Annotated in this window: 17 protein-coding genes; 10 read left to right on the top strand and 7 right to left on the bottom strand. The window is 44.6% G+C overall.

Translation table 11 applies throughout. The annotated features are described in order from the left end of the window. Positions 1–22: 22 nt before the first annotated feature. The 3 genes from MHH49_RS10360 to MHH49_RS10350 all read right to left on the bottom strand — a co-directional run bounded on the left by MHH49_RS10360 (position 23) and on the right by MHH49_RS10350 (position 3,584). Entirely contained in the window at positions 23–1,063 is a 1,041-nt protein-coding gene (locus MHH49_RS10360; RefSeq protein WP_076132874.1) for a zinc-dependent alcohol dehydrogenase, read from the bottom strand. Between the two features lie 272 nt (positions 1,064–1,335). Next, positions 1,336–2,718 carry an SMI1/KNR4 family protein gene (locus MHH49_RS10355; RefSeq protein WP_036682378.1) on the bottom strand — a complete coding sequence of 461 codons (1,383 nt, stop codon included), beginning with the start codon at positions 2,716–2,718 and terminating at the stop codon, positions 1,336–1,338. Between the two features lie 122 nt (positions 2,719–2,840). Further along, positions 2,841–3,584 (bottom strand): glycoside hydrolase family 16 protein, encoded by a 744-nt coding sequence (locus tag MHH49_RS10350; RefSeq protein ID WP_051491236.1) that lies wholly within the window; start codon positions 3,582–3,584, stop codon positions 2,841–2,843. A 148-nt stretch (positions 3,585–3,732) separates the two neighbouring features. Here MHH49_RS10350 and MHH49_RS10345 point away from each other — a divergent pair, with 148 nt between their 5' ends. The 6 genes from MHH49_RS10345 to MHH49_RS10320 all read left to right on the top strand — a co-directional run bounded on the left by MHH49_RS10345 (position 3,733) and on the right by MHH49_RS10320 (position 13,605). Continuing rightward, the gene (locus tag MHH49_RS10345; RefSeq protein WP_036682380.1) at positions 3,733–4,653 is read left to right on the top strand and encodes an ABC transporter permease; all 921 of its coding nucleotides are present in this window, start codon (positions 3,733–3,735) and stop codon (positions 4,651–4,653) included. Between the two features lie 18 nt (positions 4,654–4,671). Continuing rightward, on the top strand, positions 4,672–5,556 hold the full coding sequence (locus tag MHH49_RS10340) for a carbohydrate ABC transporter permease (protein ID WP_036682382.1): 885 nt from the start codon (positions 4,672–4,674) through the stop codon (positions 5,554–5,556). Positions 5,557–5,564: 8 nt separating this feature from the next. Next, on the top strand, positions 5,565–7,286 hold the full coding sequence (locus tag MHH49_RS10335; RefSeq protein ID WP_143758639.1) for an extracellular solute-binding protein: 1,722 nt from the start codon (positions 5,565–5,567) through the stop codon (positions 7,284–7,286). 147 nt (positions 7,287–7,433) lie between these two features. Next, complete coding sequence (locus MHH49_RS10330; RefSeq protein WP_036682384.1) at positions 7,434–9,272, top strand: sensor histidine kinase; 1,839 nt, start codon at positions 7,434–7,436, stop codon at positions 9,270–9,272. A gap of 3 nt (positions 9,273–9,275) precedes the next feature. After that, a complete protein-coding gene (locus MHH49_RS10325; protein ID WP_036682386.1) occupies positions 9,276–10,847 on the top strand; it encodes a response regulator transcription factor in 1,572 nt (523 codons plus the stop codon). A 136-nt stretch (positions 10,848–10,983) separates the two neighbouring features. Continuing rightward, on the top strand, positions 10,984–13,605 hold the full coding sequence (locus tag MHH49_RS10320; protein WP_341138115.1) for a family 16 glycosylhydrolase: 2,622 nt from the start codon (positions 10,984–10,986) through the stop codon (positions 13,603–13,605). A 187-nt stretch (positions 13,606–13,792) separates the two neighbouring features. On the opposite strand, the gene MHH49_RS10315 is transcribed toward MHH49_RS10320, so the two are convergent. The 4 genes from MHH49_RS10315 to MHH49_RS10300 all read right to left on the bottom strand — a co-directional run bounded on the left by MHH49_RS10315 (position 13,793) and on the right by MHH49_RS10300 (position 16,968). Beyond that, positions 13,793–14,173 (bottom strand): FlxA-like family protein, encoded by a 381-nt coding sequence (locus tag MHH49_RS10315; RefSeq protein ID WP_036682390.1) that lies wholly within the window; start codon positions 14,171–14,173, stop codon positions 13,793–13,795. A 202-nt stretch (positions 14,174–14,375) separates the two neighbouring features. After that, positions 14,376–15,086, bottom strand: coding sequence for an ABC transporter permease (locus MHH49_RS10310; protein ID WP_036682392.1), 711 nt, complete (start codon positions 15,084–15,086; stop codon positions 14,376–14,378). Further along, positions 15,083–15,928 (bottom strand): ABC transporter ATP-binding protein, encoded by an 846-nt coding sequence (locus tag MHH49_RS10305; RefSeq protein ID WP_036682393.1) that lies wholly within the window; start codon positions 15,926–15,928, stop codon positions 15,083–15,085. Before MHH49_RS10305 ends, MHH49_RS10310 begins: the two co-directional genes overlap by 4 nt. A gap of 104 nt (positions 15,929–16,032) precedes the next feature. Beyond that, the gene (locus MHH49_RS10300; RefSeq protein ID WP_036682395.1) at positions 16,033–16,968 is read right to left on the bottom strand and encodes a LytTR family transcriptional regulator DNA-binding domain-containing protein; all 936 of its coding nucleotides are present in this window, start codon (positions 16,966–16,968) and stop codon (positions 16,033–16,035) included. A 673-nt stretch (positions 16,969–17,641) separates the two neighbouring features. On the opposite strand from MHH49_RS10300, the gene MHH49_RS10295 reads away from it, so the two are divergent. From MHH49_RS10295 to MHH49_RS10280, 4 genes are read left to right on the top strand one after another with little or no spacing between them, the layout of a single operon-like run. Next, positions 17,642–19,039 (top strand): radical SAM/SPASM domain-containing protein, encoded by a 1,398-nt coding sequence (locus MHH49_RS10295; RefSeq protein WP_036682396.1) that lies wholly within the window; start codon positions 17,642–17,644, stop codon positions 19,037–19,039. Further along, entirely contained in the window at positions 19,036–20,496 is a 1,461-nt protein-coding gene (locus MHH49_RS10290; RefSeq protein ID WP_036682397.1) for a radical SAM/SPASM domain-containing protein, read from the top strand. The genes MHH49_RS10295 and MHH49_RS10290 overlap by 4 nt, the downstream gene beginning before the upstream one ends. An 18-nt stretch (positions 20,497–20,514) precedes the next feature. After that, positions 20,515–21,747 carry a hypothetical protein gene (locus MHH49_RS10285; protein WP_051491237.1) on the top strand — a complete coding sequence of 411 codons (1,233 nt, stop codon included), beginning with the start codon at positions 20,515–20,517 and terminating at the stop codon, positions 21,745–21,747. Then, a complete protein-coding gene (locus MHH49_RS10280; protein ID WP_036682398.1) occupies positions 21,707–22,420 on the top strand; it encodes an ABC transporter ATP-binding protein in 714 nt (237 codons plus the stop codon). Before MHH49_RS10285 ends, MHH49_RS10280 begins: the two co-directional genes overlap by 41 nt.

Below are 22,420 nucleotides of genomic sequence, written 5' to 3'. Positions count from 1 at the left end.
CTCATTGAATGTAGTTTTACGTTTAGGGAACAAAAACCGTCTTAACGGTTTCACTTCCAACCACCTTCAAAGAGTTCAATTCATAGCCGATCAACTCGTCTATCGCTGCTTCATGCTCACTGAGCTTAACTTTTCTAGTCACTAGTTTCTCCATTTCAGGAGTTTCAGCGGCAAACCGCAAAGCTTCCTCGAACATGTAGCGGTATTCACCTGCTGCTATAATTTTTATTGCATGCTGCACGAATTTAGTAGGGGAAAAGGTGTAGCGATACTTCGCATTAATACCAAAAGGAACGATGCGGCCTCCACGTTCAATCCACTTTTCCGCCATTTCGAGTTGAGTGCCCACCGTATCGATAATCACATCAAACTTATGTCCCGCACAGATTTTGTCTACGATAGCTTGATTTAATTGGGCAGGGGTTAAAGCAAAATCTGAGATCTCTCTGGCAAAAGCTAGCCGATAGGGATTAACTTCAGTCGCTACCGTGAGCGCAGATTTCGACTTGCTCACAATTTGGCTTAACAGTCCCATTGGACCCGATCCAAGAATGAGCACCTTGTCGTCTGCTGTGACATTGGCTTCTTTGAAATTGTGCAGTACACAGGCAAGCGGCTCAATCAAAACCCCCGTCTCCCAGCTCATATGATCGGGAAGACGGTGTGCAAACGTTTGTGCAGTGGAGTAAAAAAAAGTGAATGTCCCATTTCGATTCAAACCCGCAATAGGCATCCCATTTCCATCGATGCCCGTACAGAGGTGCGGCTGTTTCTTCAAGCAAAAATAGCATTCATCACAGCTTTGATTCGGATCGATAACTACGCGGTCGCCTACCTTAACACGATCAACGTTGCTGCCGATTTGAATTACAGTCCCTACTGCCTCATGACCACGAATGACCCCTGGAACCCCCTCCTCTTTCCCGGTGATGACTGCTAAATCTGTTCCACATACACCTGTCATCTCAATCCGGATCTTGACTTCATCCGGTGCTGCAATCTGCGGCTCTTCCCATTCGCAGAGCTCCAGCTTATGATTAGATGTCCACACCAACGCTTCCATACTCATTCCCCTTTCTTTTTTGTTATCCATATTCGCCCAGAATATATCATAACTACCATGTAAAAGTAAGGTGAATGTTGTCGAAAAATGTTAATAATTACATTTATATATAAATACTTCACGAGTAAGCGCTTTAATTTTCTTTCGCTTATTATGCGGAGTGCACTGTCTGAAACGGCAAGTTTAAGGGCCATCCTTTGTGGGATGACCCTTGAATACGATTGTGATCAACCGAGCTCCGTGCGGGAGAGTAGCCCCCGAATCAACGTCTCCTATTTTGCAGCTTCCGCTTCCAGCCGTGCAATGACCTCAGAGCGGGCTTGATCTGTGAAGCGAAGCACCCCGTTTTCCTGGACGATTAGCCCTTCCCGTATTCGCCCATCCAGCCAGTCGCTGATCCATCCCGGAGCGTATCCTCCTTGCCCGAACTCGCCGCCAAAAGCGATCATTTTCTCATATACATCCAGATATTGTTGACGGCTCGTATTTGGATAAGAGCTTGTGTACAGCCAGAACTGCACATCGTACATCAGAGTAGAAAGCTCATCCGCATGAAAGGAGAAGTGTCCCTTCTCTTCAACGATTCGGGTACAGACTTTACGGATCTTCTGCTCAAGCTGATCTACCTCAGACACATCACTGCACAGCTTCGCAAGCAAAGGTGAGAATTGGCCTACGGCTACTTTGCGCAAATCCTCCTCTTTATCTTCTTCAGAGGTGTCGTATTCCTCATCACTCACCAGGCCGCGTATAAACGTCTCGAAGTCTTGGGCCAGAAACGTAATCTCATAATTATCTTCCTGATCCACATGAATTACCTCGGGTTCGCCGTCCCTCCCGCAATTGCGGTAATCCAGCATCACGACATCATGGCCTGCCGAAGGGCAATCACAAATTACCACGCCGATGTCGGGATACCCCCACTCCTCAATCATGAACGGGCTGCCGAGATCGCCGCAGATGGAATAGCTTTTCTCGCGTCCGATGCCCATAATGCCCGTAATCGCAATATGATCCTCAGCCCATGAGGTCGCGTCCTCGGTCGGAAAACAAGTATTATAAGGCACTCCCCCATTGTGCTGCTTCATCAGACTGATATAAGAGGCAGGAAGCTTGTAACCCAGTTCTTCTTCTACAGAAGCAATCAGCTCATCCGTAGGCGGAGAAGAAACATATTCTTTTAGCGCATAATCGCTATCGTCCCAAAAGCCGGAGAGATCCATCCCGTCAAAAGGAGCTGCAGTCGTCCCCGAATCATTATGCTGTTCTCTGATTGCCCGTCTGGCTGCGGCGTCTTGTTCTTTGCGAAGCTTGCGCTGGCTGAATTTCAAAAACATGGCCGTGTTCTCATCATCCGGATCGAGGTCATGGGCAATACTCAGCACTCTCACCGCTTCCTCATATCGATTCAAATAATAGTAGGAATATCCCACACGAAAATGCCACAGATAATCATTCTGCCCTTGTTCCGCAATCATCGCGAAGTGTTCAAGGGCTTCTTCATAACATCCCACATTGTTATACGCTCTTGCCAGACTGCTGACTACCTCGTAATCTCTGTCCGCTGGAGGAATCTCCATCAGAGTGTCTACAATCTTCTGGTGTTCATCATCTTCATGCCACTGTGTCAGCTGTGCCACTAGTTCTTTGTCCATAGTCTACCTCCCCAAGCTTATAATTAAGTTACTAGAATATAGAGAAATATGGTTTTCCCTATTCTACCAGATGGGATGTAGGTATTGAAAATCGAAAAAGAGGGCATCTCCAAAATTTTTAATTATGGATACAGCCATATTCCTGAAACCGTCATCACCGCTGGCAGTGCAGTCTCGTCAACCGCTACATTGTCATACCAGCCGCCCACTGCAAGGTTCAGCACCAGATAAAATGACTCGTTAAAGGGCATAATGCCTGGCTCCAAGCAACGCTCGGCAAAGCAATGTCCGTCTACCAGCCATCGAATCGAACTGGCATTCCATTCCAGTGCATAATCATGGAATTCATTAATGGTTCCGCTTTCAAAATGGTGCGAGAACTCCTCAACGATTTGATGTTCCCAATTCTTTCCGTAGTGCAGTGTTCCGGATATTTGCTGAGGCAAGCGGCCTTTGGCTTCCATGATATCAATCTCGCCGGAAGCTGGCCAAGGCCCGTAAGCCTGTTCCTGCGGAAGCAACCAGATGGCAGGCCATACCCCTTGCCCTACCGGCAGTTTTGCACGCACAACCAACTTGCCATAACAAAAGGAAAAATGGTCCTTTGTATCCAAACGAGCCGAGGTATATGCAAAATTGCGCCCATCCTTTTCAATGGATTCGCTGCGCGCGCACAGGTTTAAGCCAAATTCATCGATATACAGATTGCTGGAATGATCCGTGTAATACTGCTGCTCTCCGTTGCCCCAACCTGGGTCTATGGGATTACCTTCATTATCTAACAAGTCGTTGCCAAGGCGGACATTCCATAGCTTTAAATCGGCATTTCTATCTAAGAAATTCTGTTCCCATATAGGTTTATTCATCCTTTGCACACTCCCTTCATTTAATCACAGCATACTTAATTTTTGCGGCTGGTCAAACAAATCTAAAAAAATGGGATAGGGTCGATAATCATGGGCTTTTTTTCCTATACGCTTTTTCATACGATGAAATAGAAAGGGGGCACGGAAAATGTTCCAATACAGAACGGAACAAATGAAAGCGCTTTTTAAGCAGTGGCAATTGCAAAGCATGGTTATCCCGGGAATCATCTGGATGTTTATCTTTTGTTATATCCCTATGTTCTGGCTCATTATTGCATTTATGGACTACAGCATCGCCAAACCCTTACTAGAATCACCGTTTGTCGGGCTGAAGCATTTTCAGGATTTTTTGACGGATGAGCGTTTTTGGCGTTCGATTCGCAATACTCTGGGAATGAGCAGCATCAAGCTGGTCTTGGGTTTTCCCATTCCTATCTTGTTCGCCTTGCTGCTGAATGAAATACGGAGTCTTCGATTTAAGCGAACGGTACAAACCATTTCGTACCTGCCGCACTTTATTGCCTGGACGATTTTTGGCGGCATTGCGCTCAATTGGCTGGGCGAGGGCGGTGTGATCAATCAGTTGATGATGGCGTTCGGGTTCCAGGAACGCGAAATCCTGTTTAACAGCGACCCTAAGTACTTTTGGTGGATCACCTTTTTCACCGATACGTTAAAAGAAACCGGCTGGAGCGCCATTATCTACATAGCGGCAATATCCGGCATTGATCCGGGGCTGTACGAAGCGGCTGAGCTGGATGGCGCAAATCGGCGGCAGCGGATGTGGCATATCACCATTCAGAGCATACGCCCCACCATCGCTATTTTGTTCATCCTCGCTGTCAGCGGGATACTCGGCAGTAACTTTGAGCAGATCTTTATGTTGAAGAACAATATGAACATGAGGATGGCGGAAAGCCTAGACTTGTATATCTACAACATGGGGTTGGTCTCCGGGCGCCATTCCTTCTCAACAGCCGTCCTGTTCGCCCGCTCTATTGTGGCGCTAGGTTTGTTGTTTTTGGCCAATCACACATCCAAAAAACTAACCGGCGACAGCATTTTTTAGAAGGGAGAGGACAGAGGTATGGAAAGACGCAAAAGATTTCGGCAAATTGGAGTATTTGAGGTCTGCAACACCCTGCTGATGCTGGCGGTTTGCTTTTTAACACTGTACCCGATGTGGTTTGTATTCATTAACTCGCTTAATGCTCCGCAGCAGGCATCCCTGGGCACCGTCAACTGGTTTCCCAAAGAATTATCGCTGGCCAGCTATAGCGTTGTGTTCAATGATAAGACTATGATGAACGGTTTTTACATTACCACTCTGCGCACAGTGATCGGGACAGCAACGCATGTGTTGTTTACCGCCATTATTGCTTACGGAATGAGCAAGTCTAATCTGGTCGGACGCAAGCTGTATCTTAAAATCGCATTGGTTACGATGCTGTTCTCAGGCGGGCTGATCCCTACATTTATTCTGATGACGAAGCTGGGCTTATATGATAATTTTTGGATATTCATCATTCCCTCTATGTACACTTTTTTTAATATGGTCATTTTCATGAGCTTCTTCCGCACCATACCCGATAGCCTGGAGGAGTCTGCGAAGGTAGACGGTGCTTCAGACTATGGCGTCCTGTTCAGAATCGTATTGCCCAATAGCATGGCTGTCATTGCGACTATATCGCTTTTTTCAGCCGTTTATCATTGGAATGATTATTACCAGGGGGTCATCTACATCCGTTCGCAGGAATTACTGCCACTGCAGACCATGCTGTACAAAATCATTGCGGAGAACTCTATGTCCTTCATGCAGCAGCAAGCTATGGCGCAATTCGGCGCAAGACTTCCCGGCAACTCTATTAAATTTGCATCCATGATGGTGGCCACACTGCCTATTCTGATAGTCTATCCTTTCATTCAACGCTATCTGGTCAAAGGCGTGATGATTGGCGCCATTAAGGGATAAGAGTGTGAGTGTCTAGAAACTGGTATTCAAAAATTCAGAAGCAGCAAAGAAAGGATGATTATGTCATGAAACGTAATCTCATTAAGCCGGGGTTGACCCTCGTTCTGGCCGCAAGCCTGATGCTAGGCATAGCCGCGTGTTCCAATTCAGCGAATAGTGAAAATAAGCCGACACCACAGCCTACAGATAGTACACAGCCGCCCCCGAGTGAAGCAAAGCTCAATCCCGATGATCCGGCATGGAAGCTGGATACCAGCCCTGTTGATTTAACCTGGTTCGTAGGTGCTAACTGGTATGCCCACACTTGGGGAGACAGCTTGACCTCCAAGTACGTAACGGAAAAAACAGGCGTAAACATCAAGCTTGAAGTACCTTCCGGTGAAGCCAATGAACATATTACCCTGATGATGACCTCGGGCAAGCTGCCAGACTTGATATCAATGGGTTCGTGGGAAACCGCTGTCAAAAAGCTGTGGGAAGGCGATCATGTCTACGCCTTAAATGAATTAGCTGACAAGTATGACCCTTACTTCTTCAAGGTGGCCGGGGACGGTACACTGAAGTGGTATCGTCAAGAAAATGGCAATACCTATGGCGTTCCGAATGATTCATATAGCCCCAACCTGATGCATGAAACTGGCATGACGGCGGCTAACCAGACTTTCCTGGTGCGGAAAGATCTGTATGAGGAGATGGGCAGCCCGGACCTTAGCACTCCAGAGGGCTTTCTGAACGCACTGCAACTGGTAAAGGATAAGTACTCCCAATATAAAGGCCAGCCCATCAGTCCCTTTTTTGCACAAGGGAACGTCCCTTACGGGATGACCGAATATCTGCAGAACCTACTGGCCGTTCCGCATGAGAAAGACGGAAAAGTATACGACCGCATTACCGATCCCGATTATATTGCCTGGCTAAAAACCTTCCGTACGGCTTACGAGCGCGGGTTGATTAATGTGGATTTCCTGGTGGATTCCGATACTCAGGTAGAGGAAAAAACAAACAACGCCCGCTATTTCATGATGGTCCGCGAGTGGACCGGTATGTCGGCTGTCAATCCTATGCTGGCTGCTAGCGGCAACCCGGACTCTTACTACATCGCAGTCGATGGGCCAAAGAACAGCAAGGGCGATAACCCTAAGTTATTCCCTGGCAACATGGACGGCTGGATGGTGACGATGATTAGCAAATCAACCGAAAACCCTGAACGAGCCATCCGCTTTTTGACCTATCTGGCCAGCGAAGAAGGCCAACGAGATTTGTTCCTTGGCAAGGAAGGCGAAACATGGGAGATGGTAGATGGCAAGCCGCAACTGAAGCCTGAAATGGTAAAATTACTCGACACTGATATTGAGAAGCTGGAGAAAGAATACGGCATCATGGATACCTATTGGATGATGCGAAACCCTGTAATCGTCAACCAGTGGAGACCGGAGAAATCTCCTGTCATTAAGCAAATGGAAGACTTCGCCAATAAGCAGGCCGATATTGATAGCGGTATCTATAAGGGCTTAGATCCACAGGGCGATTCTGATGTGTCGGTAGCCTGGTCCCGTATTTCGCAAAATTGGGAGGAAGTACTCCCTGAGCTAATTACGGCCAAAAATGAGGCTGAATTTGATAAAATCTTCGACAATTTCCTTGACCGCCGCGAGAATTACAACTTTGGCAAGGTGATGGAATACCGCCAGGCTGAACTGGATGTGCGAAAATCCAAAATGGCAGAGTAATAATGCCCGTATTAAGATTGCTGCCGGCCACCGAAAGGGTGGCCGGTATTCCCTTTTTCGCTTCTTTAACCATTTAACAAAACAGCCTAGTTACCTACCGGGCAGTTTGTAATATATGGTATATTACAAGGGTAGGAGGCTACTTAAATGAAGTATCTGCTGACTAAAATGAGGAAGCTGTACCGTAATTCCCGAATCTCCCAAAAGTTGTTTCTGGCTTTTAGCATGATGATTGCCATCCCTGCGATTGTGGTATCCTTTTTATTTATCCGCACACAGGAAAGTCAGCTATACAAGGACGCTATGGCTACCGGCAGCAGCCATGTCTCACGAATTAACGAACAACTGCGCAGCAAAATGGGCATTATTGAGAACGCTTCCTCTACTGCGCTGAATCAAAAGGCATTTGTAGATTTTATTCACTCCAATATGCGCGGGGATGGCCTGCGTCTCGTAAAATTTAGACAAAATCAATTTGAGCAAATGCATAATATCATTCAAAGCTACGAGATGATCAGCGAGCTAAGTTTCTATGTCGATAATCCAAACCTATTTGAGATTTGGCCTGAAATCTACCATTATGACAAGTTCTGGCCGAAGGACTACTGGGTGACACTTCGGGAGGAAGGCGGTGCGGCATACCGCTTATTTGCTTTTAAAGATGGAGAGCATACGCTATCCTATTACCGGCTGGTACGCCTTCAGGGGCAACAGCAGAAACTCCCTACCATTATGGAAATCCGCGCCCAGCATAGCGTCTTTTTCAGTGACCTGCTTGAGGATAGCGGGGGGGATTTCTTTTCTGTAGTGATGGATGGAGCCGACTCTTCCCGATCTGTATACAATCCTGAGCATATCTTTTCACAAAATGCCGGTGAGGAATTGGATAACATTCTAGGTAGCATTCACCAGCGGCTGGATGTGCTGCAGCAGAGTAGCCCCATTAAGGTCAAGGTAGGCGACCATACTTACTACGCGTTGTATCGCTACATCGCCCCACTGAACGCCTATGTAGTGGATATTGCCTCTCATCAAGCGCTGATGAAAGGCCCACGAAGCTGGTATTTGCTCGTAGTAGCGATCACATTGTGTATATTGCTGCTAATGTTACTGCTCGTTTCACATACCACTCGGCGCATTTTCCGCCGGCTCGACAGGGTGCTGGCTTCTATGCGCAAGGTGCGGCAAGGCCAACTGGATGCGAAAATTGATACCGGCCTGGATAAAAACGAAACCGGTGACGAAATCGACGAGGTGGCCGTCAGCTACAATAATATGTTGGACGAAATCAAACATTTGATGACCCAAGTGGTAGATAAGCAGCTGATTGCCAAAAATGCACAGCTGCACTCGCTGCATTCGCAGATCAATTCACACTTTTTATATAACGCGCTGGAATCCATCCGTATGCTCGCGGAGGTTCAGCGACAGCCCGCTATCGCCGAAGCGTTGGTGTCTTTAGGCTCACAACTGCGATACAGCATGCAATGGCGCAGCGATACGGTTGCGCTTAGCGAAGAACTTGCCAACATACACAGCTATGTCCGATTCATAAACTTTATGGAGGGTGGCAGCATTGAGTTGACGGCGGATCTCCCGCAGGAGGTACTGCGTTATACAATTCCTAAAATGTGCATGCAGCCCATCGTCGAAAATGCCGTTCATCATGCAGCGCCCTCGGGCGGCAGCGTACGTATCCATATTACCGTATCGGTAGAAAATGAAAGCCTTCTGCTAATTGAGATACGAGATGATGGCGCAGGTGTTGACCCGGAAATGCTGTCCAGTCTGCAGGCTGTGCTGCGGGGCGACTCAGATTCACCGATTGTTACCAGCAAAAACGGACTGGGCTTGGAGAACGTGCATAAGCGCATACAGCTTCATTATGGTAAGAACTGCGGTCTTTGGATTGACAGTGTGCAGGGTGCCTATACTTGTGTAACCATACGTTTGCCTTGGGAAAATGTGAATCTTGGAGGATGGTAGGGCATGATCAATATTCTAATTGTGGACGATCAAAAGCACATTCGTGATGGGCTGCAGGCGATGCTGCGTCAATTTCCGCTGCAGCTGGACAATATTTACTGTGCAGTAAACGGAATTGAGGCCTTAGATATATTGAGTCAGCACACCATCCAACTGGTGATTACTGATATCAGGATGCCCGATATGGATGGACTGACGCTGATGGCGAAGAGCAAACAGGAGCATATTGAGGTAGATTACCTGATTATTAGCGGCTATAGTGATTTTGCCTATGCTCAAAAAGCCATCGAACTTGGAGCAAAAGGCTACCTGCTCAAACCTGTGAAACGTGAAGATCTGCAAACCGCAGTAGAACATGTAGCAAATGAGATAAAAACACGGCAGGCGCTCTCGCGTAATATGGAGCATATCTCCCGCCGCGCCCGGGAGACAGACCGCAAAGAACTGAGTATGTTCATGCAGGGTGCAATGATTGATGAAGCGTGGGTTCTCCAGACCCAGCAACAGAATCCAGAGTTGTGGAGTAATTACCGCCTGTGTCTGCTGCGGGAGGAATTATGGATTAACCAACCGGGGGCCGACAGTAGCCACAGTATGGAATCCCTTGCCTACCGTGTGTATGGCAGACGAGGGTGTATATGCCTGCAACACCGCCCGTACCTGATTCTCGCGGTTGATGCGGCCGTAGATACGGGAGCCTTCCCGGCCGCCCTCAAAGCAGGACAGATAGATGCCATTACTGCCATGACCAGCCCGCAGCAAGGATTGAAGGAGTTGCCCCGCAGCTATACACAAGCGTTGGAGCTCTATCGCCACAGTTACCTGTTTCCAGAGAAGAGCTGCATTTTGCCAACACATATTGAACGACTGGAGCAGCAGTGGGAGCTTCCCTATGAGGAGTTATATGCCCTGTTCCAGTTAATCGGCACCAAAAACAGCGGTACAATCACCCAAGGCATTTCTATGATATTTCACAAAGATACATTGCAACGCTATCACATCCAATACACACAGCAGCTATGCCGTGCCATTGTACAGATGCTGGAGGAATCTGTGCGTGTGATCCGCCCGTACATGGGGGAAGAAGCGCTGGACATCGAATGTTTACGTAATCTATTCGATTATCCGGGTATTCGCGATTATATTCAGGCGCTGCAACAACAGCTGCTTCGGCTGAACCAATTTTATTATGAATATAAGTGCAGCTATCGCAACTCGCAAGATTTGAATGAAGCCATACGCTTTATACACGAAAGCTATCATAAACCCCTGGATCTCGCGATGGTATCGAACCACGTGTCGCTTAATTATGCCTATTTTTCTAACCTGTTCAAAAAAAATATCGGCAAAGGCTTTGCAGAATACTTGCGCGATGTGCGCCTGGATAAAGCCCGGCGGCTGCTGGCCGAAACCGATCATAAAATTGTAGAGGTAGCCACCATGGTAGGGTATGAAAGCTACAAAAGTTTTACACGATCATTTCGGGATGTCATGGACATGCAGCCCACAGAATACCGGCAAATGATGCGCCGGAAGCACGACAGCGAGGAAAAGTACCGTGACACAGCGCTATAAATAATCAAAAGCCAAAAAATTGGGTTAGAACAAAAATAATTGTACCTTTTAGCTGATTATTATATTCGATAGAATAGAGATGATCCTAAATGTAAGCGGTTTCGTTTCTTCATTATTTTATTAAAGGAGGGCAAGTATGAAACGACTTTACGATACGGAAAGTGGTTTTAAGCAGAAGGTATTTAGTTTGTTTTTAGCAGTAGTACTGTTGGCCGGGGTTGGTCTATTGCCGACTTCGAAGGTGCAGGCAGCAGGAACCACAGTTACCTCTATGTCTTACTTTTCAGCGGCAGACGGTCCTGTCATCTCAAAATCAGGGGTTGGGCAAGCTAGCTATGGTTTCGTCATGCCTACATTCAATGGGGGCTCTGCCACCTGGAATGATGTTTCCGATGACGTCGGTGTAAAAGTAAAAGTTGCTGGAAACTGGGTGGATATTGACAATGCAGGCGGCTATACCTACAACCAAAACTGGGGACACTGGAGCGACGGTGGCTTGAATGGCTATTGGTTCACTCTCTCCGCAACAACGGAGATTCAGCTGTTCTCCAAGGCTAATGGAGTTACACTTGATTACACCCTGGTATTTCAAAACATAAACAAAACGACCATTACTGCTATGGCCCCTACACAAGGGCCGCAGATTTCAGCAGGATTTACAGGAAGTGCAGGCTTTACTTATCCTACCTTCAACAATGATCCGGCCGTTACCTATGAAGCCGTAGCTGAAGATCTGAAGGTATATGTAAAACCTGTAAGCAGCAGTACATGGATTGATATTGACAATAATGCAGCCAGCGGCTGGATCTATGATAACAACTTCGGACAATTCACCGAAGGCGGCGGTGGCTACTGGTTCACCGTAACAGAGTCTATCAACGTCAAGTTAGAATCGAAAACCTCAACGGCTAACGTCGTTTATACCCTCACCTTTAATAAACCTGTAAGAAATTCATATGTCTTAACTCCTTATGAGGGAACGACCTTTACCGCAGATGCAAAAGGTGTAATAGGTGTACCGCTACCTAAGATTGATGGGGGCGCTCCAATAGGCACTGAACTAGGAAATTACGTATACCAAATTAACATCAACGGACAATGGGTTGCTATGAGTGATTCCAGCCAGAGCGGATTTGTATACGCCGGCAATGGCTATAACAACATGTCCGATGCCAACCAGTGGGGATATTGGGCTGACTACATCTATGGGCTTTGGTTCCAGCCTGTCCAAGAGGATGTGCAAATCCGTATTGGCTATCCATTAAATGGACAGGCGGGCGGAAGTGTCGGCAACAATTACGTCAACTATACCTTTATTGGTAATCCAGATGCCCCACGTCCGGATGTATCCGATCATGATGACATTGCCATCGGAACACCAAACGACCCGGCGATAGAGGGCATGAATCTCATTTGGCAGGATGAATTTAACGGAACAGCACTCGATACGAGCAAATGGAGCTACGAACAAGGTTATTATATTACTGACGATCCGAATAGCTGGGGCTGGGGCAACGCGGAACTGCAGCACTATACAGACAGTACACAAAATGTATTTGTACAGGACGGAAAGCTGAATATCAGAGCTTTGAACGATTCAAAATCCTTTCCACAGGACCCAAGCCGGTATGCCCAGTACTCATCCGGCAAGATTAACACCAAAGATCAGCTGTCCTTCCAGTACGGCAGAGTAGATATTCGTGCTAAGCTGCCTACAGGTAACGGCGTTTGGCCAGCACTTTGGATGCTTCCGGAAGATGCCGCTTATGGAGCGTGGGCCGCATCCGGGGAAATTGATATTATGGAAGCCAAAGGACGCTTGCCCGGCACGACCAGCGGGGCCATACACTTTGGCGGACAATGGCCTGTAAACAGATATATTGCTGGTGAATATCACTTCCCTGAAGGTCAGACCTTCGCCAATGATTATCATGTGTACTCCATGATCTGGGAAGAAGATAATATGAAATGGTATGTGGACGGCAAGTTCTTCTTTAAAGTCAGTAGAGATCAATGGTATTCCGTAGCTGCACCTAACAATCCGAACGCCCCATTCGATCAACCCTTCTACATCATTATGAATCTGGCGATCGGCGGGTACTTCGACAGCGGCCATACCCCAGATCCGTCGGATATTCCTGCAACAATGCAAGTGGATTATGTTCGTGTCTATAAAGAAGGCAACAGCGAGAATCCGGTAAACGTGCCGGTTACCGGTATTTCTCTGAATCAAACCACTGCGCAGGTGGAGGTCGGACAGACTGTGCAGTTGAACGCCAATGTTGCCCCGTCTAATGCAACCAATAAGCAGGTCACTTGGACCGTATCAGGTACCAGCGTCGCTTCCGTGAATCCGAACGGTCTCGTGACGGGACTCACTCCAGGCACAACAACCGTAACGGCTACAACAGCCGACGGTAATAAAACAGCCTTCTCCACCCTCACTGTTGTACCGGCAGCATCATCCGGTGTTATCATCGTCGGCGATGAGGTGCGGGGCCTGAAGAAAATAGGCGATGACCTGCTGTTCTATGTGAACGGCGCAACCTTTGCCGACTTACACTATAAGCTGAATAACGGTGGGCAGCTAAACGTAGCCATGACCCCGGCAGGGAACGGTAACTATACCTACCCTGTAAATCACCTGCAACACGGGGATACCATCGAGTACTCCTTCACCTATAATCCGGGACAAGGGGCCGTCGATTCCCCAACGCTCTCGTATATCCATGGGGTAACCCAAGGAACACCAGAATAAAGTAGTTGAACCCTAAGCAACTGCATGAACACAAATAGGCGAGGAGGAAGTGTTGAAGCTTCCCTCTCGCCTATTTTGTTGTTTTTACCGTGCTGCGGGTCTTCTCGGTGGAAGCTCGGCTAGCTAGCCTCATGATTATGGACCGTCGGTTCATCACCTGACGCTTTCCGGACCTTCGCTCGCTTGCCTAAATTAACGCGTCGAAATGACCCTCCGCGTCCACCGTCGCCGTCCGGGGATCAGTCAGGCCGATGCCCTTGAGGCCTCCCTTTCCTTCATTTGCCCAAAGGGGGAGGTGATCTTGAAGCGGAGAAGCAGGCACAAAATTTACGGAGGTACTGCTCCCGCTTTTCTGTACCAGTTGGGACTCCAGCAGCCGGATTTGCCGCTGCAGCTGCTCCCTGCGATAAGGAGTCTGCATCTCACTTCCTTGTGCCGCATTCACTTTATCCAGTTCCATCATCAGCCGGTTTCGCTGTTTCTCCAGAGAACTGACATCACTCTGTGTACCGCCGTAGGCCGCAATGGTCTGTACGGAGCTGATGCCTGATACTGTCTGTGCCGCCATGATCTTTCCCCCGTTTCCTTGGCTCCTAATCCAAAATCAGCCAAATTTGAAAGTTCTAATCATCTTTATTACCCGGCAGGCCCCGTCATGACAACATCACAGCCTCAATTGGAAAATAATCGTCGTATAGTCTCAGTCGGCCGCTTGTTTCAACCCTACCAAAGACCCACCCAAGGCTGGCTAAAGTCCCTTCAGAGCTCCCTTACTCGTCCTTCAACCGCCGCTGATACAAAATGACAGACACTACTGTTAGCACAACCGTCCATGACAAATTAATGAGGAGTGGTTTCACTACATCGCCCGTCGTATAACCTGTATTGCTTAGACCCAGCAGATGCACAAGCTGACTGCTTGGCATGTAATCCAGCACTTTGAAGACCGGATAATCCTTCGCTAGTACTTCTCCCCACGGTGCCCCCATAAATATGAACGCCACAGGGAGTATAGATAATGAGGCTTCAAGCAACGTCTTGGAGAATAAACCGCAGATCGTCCCGGCTGCAGTGTACAGAATAATCGAAAGAATGATTACTGCCACAAACGCCCATATATTAGCTGGCTCATAGCCAAATAATAATGTAGAAATAGCGAGAACAACAGCAGACATGACAAAGACCAAACTGCTTTTACCGATTAGTACATCCATGGTCGTAGCCGGTGTCATCATTAATGACCGTAAAGTGTTACGCTCCTTCTCTTCCGCAATCAAGCAGGCTTGTGCGAAACATGTTAGCAATACAAACGAACTATTAAAAAGAAAACCGCTGGCTCCAGGTAAAGACGCACCTGCCCTCTTGAAAATCAGAGCGATAATAATAGGAAAAATCAGCATAATGGACAGTGCGTAGTTACGTGAAAACTCTTTGTAATCCTTCACAAATATCGCCCGGGCACGTTTGTATGAGATACTCATAGTAGCTCACTTCCTGTCATTTTAATAAAGATATCACCAAGACTTGGCTCTTTCGTCTCTAACCGGTCAATTAGCCCCCGCTTCATCCAATCCGCGATTTGATCAGCCGTCCCCTCATCGATCGGGAGCTCGTAGGTTTCCCCATTGATTAAGTCCACACAAATTACGTTCTCCCGGTGCTGTCGCTTAAGTTCCTTTGGTGAGCCCATTGTTTTGATTTGACCCTGATACAGAATCGCTACACGGTTGCATATCAATTCTGCTTCAGACATATCATGCGTAGTCAGAAAAATCGTTGTTCCTTTCTCATTTAAGTAGCGTAAGCCTTTATAAATATGTGCTGTGTTTACCGGATCTAGAGCTGAAGTAGGTTCATCCAGAAATAATAATTCCGGCTCATGGATAATCGCGCATGCCAGCATGGCACGCTGACGCATCCCTTTGGATAAGAGATTGGCTTTCTTTTTGCGCTCCCCGCTTAAGTTTACAAACTGCAGCACCTTGTCGACCGCAGATTTGGGAAGATCATATAACTTACGATACAGCTCCAGATTTTCCTCAATACTTAACCTCTCATATAGACCACTGTTATCCGTCAAAATGCCAAAACGCATCTTCTGAGCAGACTGCTGCATCATCTCCGCCGGCTGGTCAAATACACTTGCCTGTCCACTTGTCGGATTTAACTGTGCCGTTAGAATCTTGATTAATGTTGTTTTGCCTGAGCCACTCGGGCCAAGGAAACCAAAAATTTCACCCTTAGGAATTGAAAAAGAAACATCTGCTAACGCATCCTTTTCTCCAAATCTCTTACGGATACGTTCTACCCGGATAACATTCATTAACTCCACATCCTTAGTGTTGATGGCTTAAACATATACAGATTACATGCTTCCTGCCATCAAAACGCGCCGAAATGTAGCTGTAAGCGCCTGAATGGTACCCTTTAAATGTTAAGAAGTGCTTTTAAATCAGGCAATTTTGAACGGGATAACGGAACCACGGCATCTTGACCTGTATTTAATCGCAAGCTGTAGCTATTTTTCGTCCATGTAATAATCTCTCTTACTTTTTGCAGATTAACAATGTAGGATCGGTGACACCTAAAAAAACCGAAATTTAATAATCGCTGCTCGAGCTCGGTCAGCGTCAACGCACAGTCATAATTTTCACCGCCCACATGAACAAGGATTGACCCCTCTACACTTTCTATAAAATCAATTTCAGGCGGATTAAATAAAATCACTTTATCATTTCTTTTGGTAGAGATCTTCTGCAAGGTTATATTGGCCTCGTCTTGTTTCTGTACTTCCTGCTTATCCTCGTCGAAGTCCCGAATATCCAATGGATGAAATCCCGATTCGTTCAACCGATAAATGGCATCACAGGAAATAAGGGCATCCTCTAAATTCGAAGTTAAAATTAAAATCTGCTTTTCTTGAGAAAGATCATCCAGAATCCGTTTGAGTTGACGACAATCTTGCTCTTCCAAGTAAAAATAGGGTTCCTCCAGTACAAGTGTAGGCTGATGCGCAAAAAAGACACGCAGCAATGTCACATACATCCTTTTCGATGAGCTTAGATCCTTGATCTTTACCTTCCGTTCTTCTTTTAAAGCAAAATAATCTATCAACGAAGCGGTACGCTCATTCCTCTCTGTTACTCTGATTAGAAAAGTGATTAGTTCCTCCACCGTTAAACGCATATACTCGTTTTGCCCAGCCCGAAATAAATAATATTGGGAATGATCCCCTAATTGATTCATTAAAAGCTGCTTTCGCTTCAAGTCCGTTATGATGCCAACCGATTGGTTCGGTGTCATATTTAATTCGATCTTCGGTAGAAATAATTCCCCATTATAATAAATTGGTTGAAATTGCATGCCATCCTCCCGGTCAGTGCTGCTATAGGGTATACTTTTTCAATTTTGTTCCTGTTATTTCCTCCTCGATAAATACGATTTAGGTAATATTTAATGCAAATATTAGTAGTCAAGGCATCTAGTTTACCGCATCTCTAGTGAGCAGGAATTCCCTCAACTTAAATTCCTCACTGAGATTTAATACATTTATTTCGAAAATTTTGGAAGAGTTTTGATTTTGTGACTAAATTCACATAATAAGTAGATTTAAAATTATAGAATAACATTGTAAATAAATGGGTTATTAGGGTATCTAAAGAATCAATGGATGTCATTAGGTTTGGGTTAACAATTTTATCTAAAAGCATCTTTCTTCTAGATAAAAATAATATAAAGGAGGTTTACATATGTCGAGTGAAAATCAATTCAAAACTCGCTCCGTGAACGACGACAAGGATCTATGGACAGAATTATTTGATCAGGTAGAAACATTGGAAAATCGTGACGAAATGGCCTGTATTAATCTTTGTTGCTGGAATTGTTGTTTCCAAATTTGAGTCGATGAAAAAAGCCGTTCTCTGCGGCTTTTTTTTACGAATAATTCTTTAATACCCAATATAAGTGATTCACAATAAATTATACAATTAAACAATATTTTTTAATAATTCCAAAATTGTATAGAGGTGAAAATATCATGATAGTAAATAAATACCATTTAAGATATGAGTTTGATGAAAAAAACCTTGTTATCAATACTTTGACAGGTGCTGTAGATTTTTTCTCTGCAGAAATGCTTGATTTACTGGATTCAGCAGAGAGTTGGGAACTATCTAATTACCCGCCTGAGCTTAAAGAAGACGATATCGAGTTCTTATTGAGGAGAGGCTACATTTTTGAGAATAATGAAGATAAGGAGCGACGATTAAACCAAGCATCACAAATCATGAATTATGATCAATTCATGCATTATATTATTTGTCCGACTTATGCCTGCAATTTTCGTTGTACATATTGCTTTGAAGATCATTTGCTTCATGAGAGTACACGCTTCATTACCGAAGAACAAATAGAGCATGCGTTTTCCGCAATTGATATTCTGCATAAAGAAAGCGGAATGGACAAAGGATTAATTAACCTATTCGGAGGTGAGCCCCTCTTACCTCCCGCCAAGAACATGGTAGAAAAAATCTGCGAAGAAGCGGAAAAACGAAATTTTATAATCGGTTGTAATACAAATGGTTATCACTTGAAAGCTTACGCCGACATTTTAGAACGCTTTCGCGATTGTTTAAGTGTTATGGTTTCTGTCGATGGCCCTGAGGAAATACATGATAGTCGGCGCTTTTTATCTGGAGGACAGGGTACATTTCAACGGATACACCAAGGCGTTAATGAATTATTAAACCGTAACATCCCTGTTATGATCCGGATTAATATAGATCAAACTAATATTAAAACTGTACCTGAGTTAATAAAGTACTATCATCAATGCGGCTTCTTCGGGCATCCTTCCTTCTCAATAACCTTTGCTCCTGTAACAGATCATACTTGTCTAGGTCTGAGTTCTACTTTGATGAAAGGTTATGAGATTGCAAAGTCTTTAATCCGACACGTCCCTAACTTTACAGAACTTGAAAAACAAAAGAAGATCGGCCTTAGTCCTGAAATGTTCCGTTTCTTCCGGACAGGCATGTTACTTGATCCTGAATTACAAGATAGAGTTGGGATTATTTCGCCACAACTTGTCTACTGTGAGGCTACTGAAGGAAAAACCTATGCTTTTGGACCTGATAATAATATGTATGCATGTCCGGATTTAGTGGGAAAATCAGAATATCGCATCGGCCAGTTCTCCCCTGTTTTTACGAAGGAACCCGTTTTTGACCAATGGAGAAATTTTAATGTTCTACAAATACCCAAATGCAAAGACTGCTCTGCAGCAATGATTTGCGGCGGCGGCTGCGCTGCACAAGCTTTATCAACATACGGAGATCTGGACCTTCCTTGTTGTCCGGATGCAAAGAACATGCTTGGTCAATATCTACACGAATTGCAGGAGGAAGCTGCACAATACGAGGAGGTTAAATCATGATCAAAAGCACATATAATTCTATTCATCCTATTAACAATGGGAATTATATCTTGATTAATTCTCTTAGTGGAGCAGTAGATGTAGTGGATGGTCTAGTAAAGGAACGGCTAGATCGGATTGAACAGACTAATCTGCAACGAGATAATCAAGATGAGGTTGAACTACTTACTTTTTTCAAAAAAAGAGGGTATATCTTTCATAGCCTTGCAGAAGAACAACAAATACTTTTTAAAGTTAAAGATGCAATGGAAAAAATGACGGCAAAGAGTAAATGGGGTATGACCTTCAATGTTTGTACAACATATGCTTGTAATCTAAGGTGCCCCTATTGCTATCAAGGCCATCAAATTCATGACCATAATCATGCATTAGACTCAGATGAAATAACCAAAATGTTCGAAGCTATTACTCAAATTATTAAAATGGAAGAAAATCGTGGCCGCTTCATAGGAGCACAACATCGTATGGTTTTATATGGAGGAGAACCACTTCTTCCGCAGACTAAAAATACAGTTAAAGAAGTGGTAGAACGTGCTGTTAATGAATATGGTTTCCGTATGTGCGCTATTACTAACGGGACATTCTTGCATCAATTTTTAGATATTTTTCAACCTTACCGTGACCAATGGGATTTCTTTCAAATTTCACTTGACGGCCCCAAAGCTGTTCACGATAAACGGCGTATCATGGCTGGTGGACAAGGAACATTTGATCGTATAGTCCAAAATATTGATATGGCCCTGGAACGAGGCTTTGCCGTTGCTACTAGGACAAATGTTAACAAAGAAAATCTGGGTCATCTGGTCGAACTGGCTAATTTCATTGAACAAAAGGGCTGGAATAAGTTCCCCCACTTTGGTTGGCAAGTCACGCCTGTTACTAATCACTTCAGTGAACCAATGCCCGACCACTTACCTGAACATGAACTGTTGATAGCCCTATATGAAATGTTCGGCGACTTGGATTCTTTTATTGATAAATACAACGCAAGACTGGGATCAGTGATAAACATGCGCACCTCACGAATTAGAAACACGATCCGATCTTTTGATTGGAGCAGGATGGACGATATGGATGCTTGTACTTCCTCGGGGGTCACTAGTGTTCCACATTTTAAAGAATGCAGCGCGCGCGAACAACGTTTCTATTCATTTGGGACAGAAGGACTTATCTATGCCTGTCCCGACTCTGTAGGCCGTGCAGAGACCGCCGTTGGATCATTTTTCCCAAAATATGAGCTGAATTCTGAAGCTCATCAGCAATGGGACCGGGGAATTACAGATTCCAAGGAATGCACGGAATGCTCTATCTCTCTCTTTTGTGGTGGTGGTTGTGCTTATGCCAATTTAATGAGGAATGGAGATATTACAAAGCCCTATTGTAATTATGCCAATGAAACAATAGATGTTTATATCAAACATAATAAACACCTTTTCGAAGAATTGGGTACCGTCTAAAGAAAGAGGGGGATAATTATGAATGCGATAGCAGCAACAAAATATCCCCAATTGATACCCTATATTATCCATGAAATGGATGTTTGGGAAGAGGGGGCTCGCTATTTAGTTCACTTTGACAATGGTCTACAAATGAAAGTAACAGAAAAGATTTTAACCATTTTTAACTGTATGGACGGAAAAAAGTCGCTTTTAGAGATTTCTGAGCAATTATTAGAGAAATATGAAGTTGCCCCACGCTTAGAAGAGCTACAATATTTATTAGAACATCTTCTAACTGAGAAGGGTATCGTTGTAGGGAGCGAAAAAATAGCAGAACATTCCTCGGCCATCCGTTTTCGTACTCCACTATTAAATGCAAGCCGACTGGAAGGCTGTTCCCAACCCTTTCAGCATCTTTTTTCTTTAAAAGGTATTTGTATTTTTGGAGTTCTTATGAGTATTGCCCTCTACAACTACATAATAAATTTAAGTCTTTCTGCAAATAAAGCAGATTTAGGTTCTTATCTTTTTTGGATTATTACTTTTTTCATGATTTTGTTTTCGGCTATATTCCATGAATTTGGGCATACAGTGGCGGCTTTTAAATATAATGTTAAACCAAGAGATATGGGGATCGGATTGTTTTTTTTAGCCCCTGTTCTTTTCGTGGATTTGAGTGATGCTTGGAAAGCAAGTAGAAAAGAGCGAGTAGTGATCGACCTTGGAGGTATATATTTTCAATTATGGATATTTATTATATATGAATTATCATCTATAATAACAGGGAGCAATATACTATTTACTGCCAACCATTTTATTTTGCTTTCCATTATTAGCAATCTAAATCCATTATTACGTCTTGATGGTTTCTGGGTACTTACAGATATCCTCGGAATTCCCAACCTGCATACTAGAACTTTTACATTGGTAAAACAAGGATTATTGGGATATGTATGTAGGAAACGACTTTTCCGCGAGAAATTTAGATTAAATATTATCAATATGAGCAGTACTTACAAGAAAGTATTTTTAGCGTATTCCTCTTTATACTTAATTGTTTTCAGCATTGCTTTAATGTATATGTTACGTTTTATTTTTTCATTTACTTCCCTCCTTCATTCTTGGAACTGGACAAACTTCAAAGGCCTTTTGATAGTGATTGTGATATTAATTCTTCATTTCACCATATTACTTATTAAAAAAATTAACAGAAAGAAGGAAAATTCAGTTGATTGTAGAACAACCGATTCTGGCCATCCAAAATCTTAACAAAGAGTACGAATCCGAAGCCGGCATAATATCTGTTCTTAAGGGAATAAATCTGAAGTTTTACAAAAGTGAGATTGTAAGCATTATGGGACCCAGCGGCAGCGGAAAATCAACCCTGCTTGGGATTATGGGATCCCTAGATAAGCCTAGTACAGGGAAAATCGCACTTGAGGGTAAGTCAATCGAATCTTTATCTGAAGAAAAACTTTCTGATTATCGCGCACAAAAAATTGGGTTTGTTTTTCAATCCTTCAATCTAATCTCTACAATGACCGCTCTTGAAAATGTAATGCTTCCCATGTTCTGCATCAAAGGCACCCGACATAGTGAAATACGTAAAAAAGCAGAAGAAATGTTGAAGCTTGTGGGGATGGGCGATCGGATGAAGCACCTGCCTAATCAACTATCCGGCGGACAACAGCAACGTGTCGCTATTGCAAGAGCTCTGATTAATAAGCCCTCTCTAGTCATTGCTGACGAGCCAACCGGCAATTTAGATCGTGATTCCGGACAGAAAGTTCTTGACCTTATCTTCCGCTTAAAACAGCAAATGAGAATGACCTTCATTATTGCTACCCATGATCCAGAGGTTGCTTCAAAATCCGACCGAGTGATTTACATTAGAGATGGAAGGGTTGAAACTGAGGATCCTTGTCTGAGTAAAGGAAGGTGA

The sequence above is a fragment of the Paenibacillus sp. FSL F4-0122 genome (genome assembly GCF_038002845.1).
Classification (GTDB): domain Bacteria; phylum Bacillota; class Bacilli; order Paenibacillales; family Paenibacillaceae; genus Paenibacillus_AQ; species Paenibacillus_AQ odorifer.
The sequence above is the reverse complement of the archived record's forward strand: the minus strand, read 5'-3'. Positions and strand labels throughout refer to the sequence as shown.

Excerpts from the sequence above, each read along its gene's own strand:
- MHH49_RS10290 (WP_036682397.1), top strand. The coding sequence starts at position 19,036 with ATGATCAAAAGCACATATAATTCTATTCATCCTATTAACAATGGGAAT.
- MHH49_RS10345 (WP_036682380.1), top strand. The coding sequence starts at position 3,733 with ATGTTCCAATACAGAACGGAACAAATGAAAGCGCTTTTTAAGCAGTGG.
- MHH49_RS10360 (WP_076132874.1), bottom strand. The coding sequence starts at position 1,063 with ATGGAAGCGTTGGTGTGGACATCTAATCATAAGCTGGAGCTCTGCGAA.
- MHH49_RS10330 (WP_036682384.1), top strand. The coding sequence starts at position 7,434 with ATGAAGTATCTGCTGACTAAAATGAGGAAGCTGTACCGTAATTCCCGA.
- MHH49_RS10300 (WP_036682395.1), bottom strand. The coding sequence starts at position 16,968 with ATGCAATTTCAACCAATTTATTATAATGGGGAATTATTTCTACCGAAG.
- MHH49_RS10320 (WP_341138115.1), top strand. The coding sequence starts at position 10,984 with ATGAAACGACTTTACGATACGGAAAGTGGTTTTAAGCAGAAGGTATTT.
- MHH49_RS10305 (WP_036682393.1), bottom strand. The coding sequence starts at position 15,928 with ATGAATGTTATCCGGGTAGAACGTATCCGTAAGAGATTTGGAGAAAAG.
- MHH49_RS10340 (WP_036682382.1), top strand. The coding sequence starts at position 4,672 with ATGGAAAGACGCAAAAGATTTCGGCAAATTGGAGTATTTGAGGTCTGC.
- MHH49_RS10310 (WP_036682392.1), bottom strand. The coding sequence starts at position 15,086 with ATGAGTATCTCATACAAACGTGCCCGGGCGATATTTGTGAAGGATTAC.
- MHH49_RS10325 (WP_036682386.1), top strand. The coding sequence starts at position 9,276 with ATGATCAATATTCTAATTGTGGACGATCAAAAGCACATTCGTGATGGG.
- MHH49_RS10355 (WP_036682378.1), bottom strand. The coding sequence starts at position 2,718 with ATGGACAAAGAACTAGTGGCACAGCTGACACAGTGGCATGAAGATGAT.
- MHH49_RS10315 (WP_036682390.1), bottom strand. The coding sequence starts at position 14,173 with ATGGCGGCACAGACAGTATCAGGCATCAGCTCCGTACAGACCATTGCG.
- MHH49_RS10295 (WP_036682396.1), top strand. The coding sequence starts at position 17,642 with ATGATAGTAAATAAATACCATTTAAGATATGAGTTTGATGAAAAAAAC.
- MHH49_RS10350 (WP_051491236.1), bottom strand. The coding sequence starts at position 3,584 with ATGAATAAACCTATATGGGAACAGAATTTCTTAGATAGAAATGCCGAT.
- MHH49_RS10285 (WP_051491237.1), top strand. The coding sequence starts at position 20,515 with ATGAATGCGATAGCAGCAACAAAATATCCCCAATTGATACCCTATATT.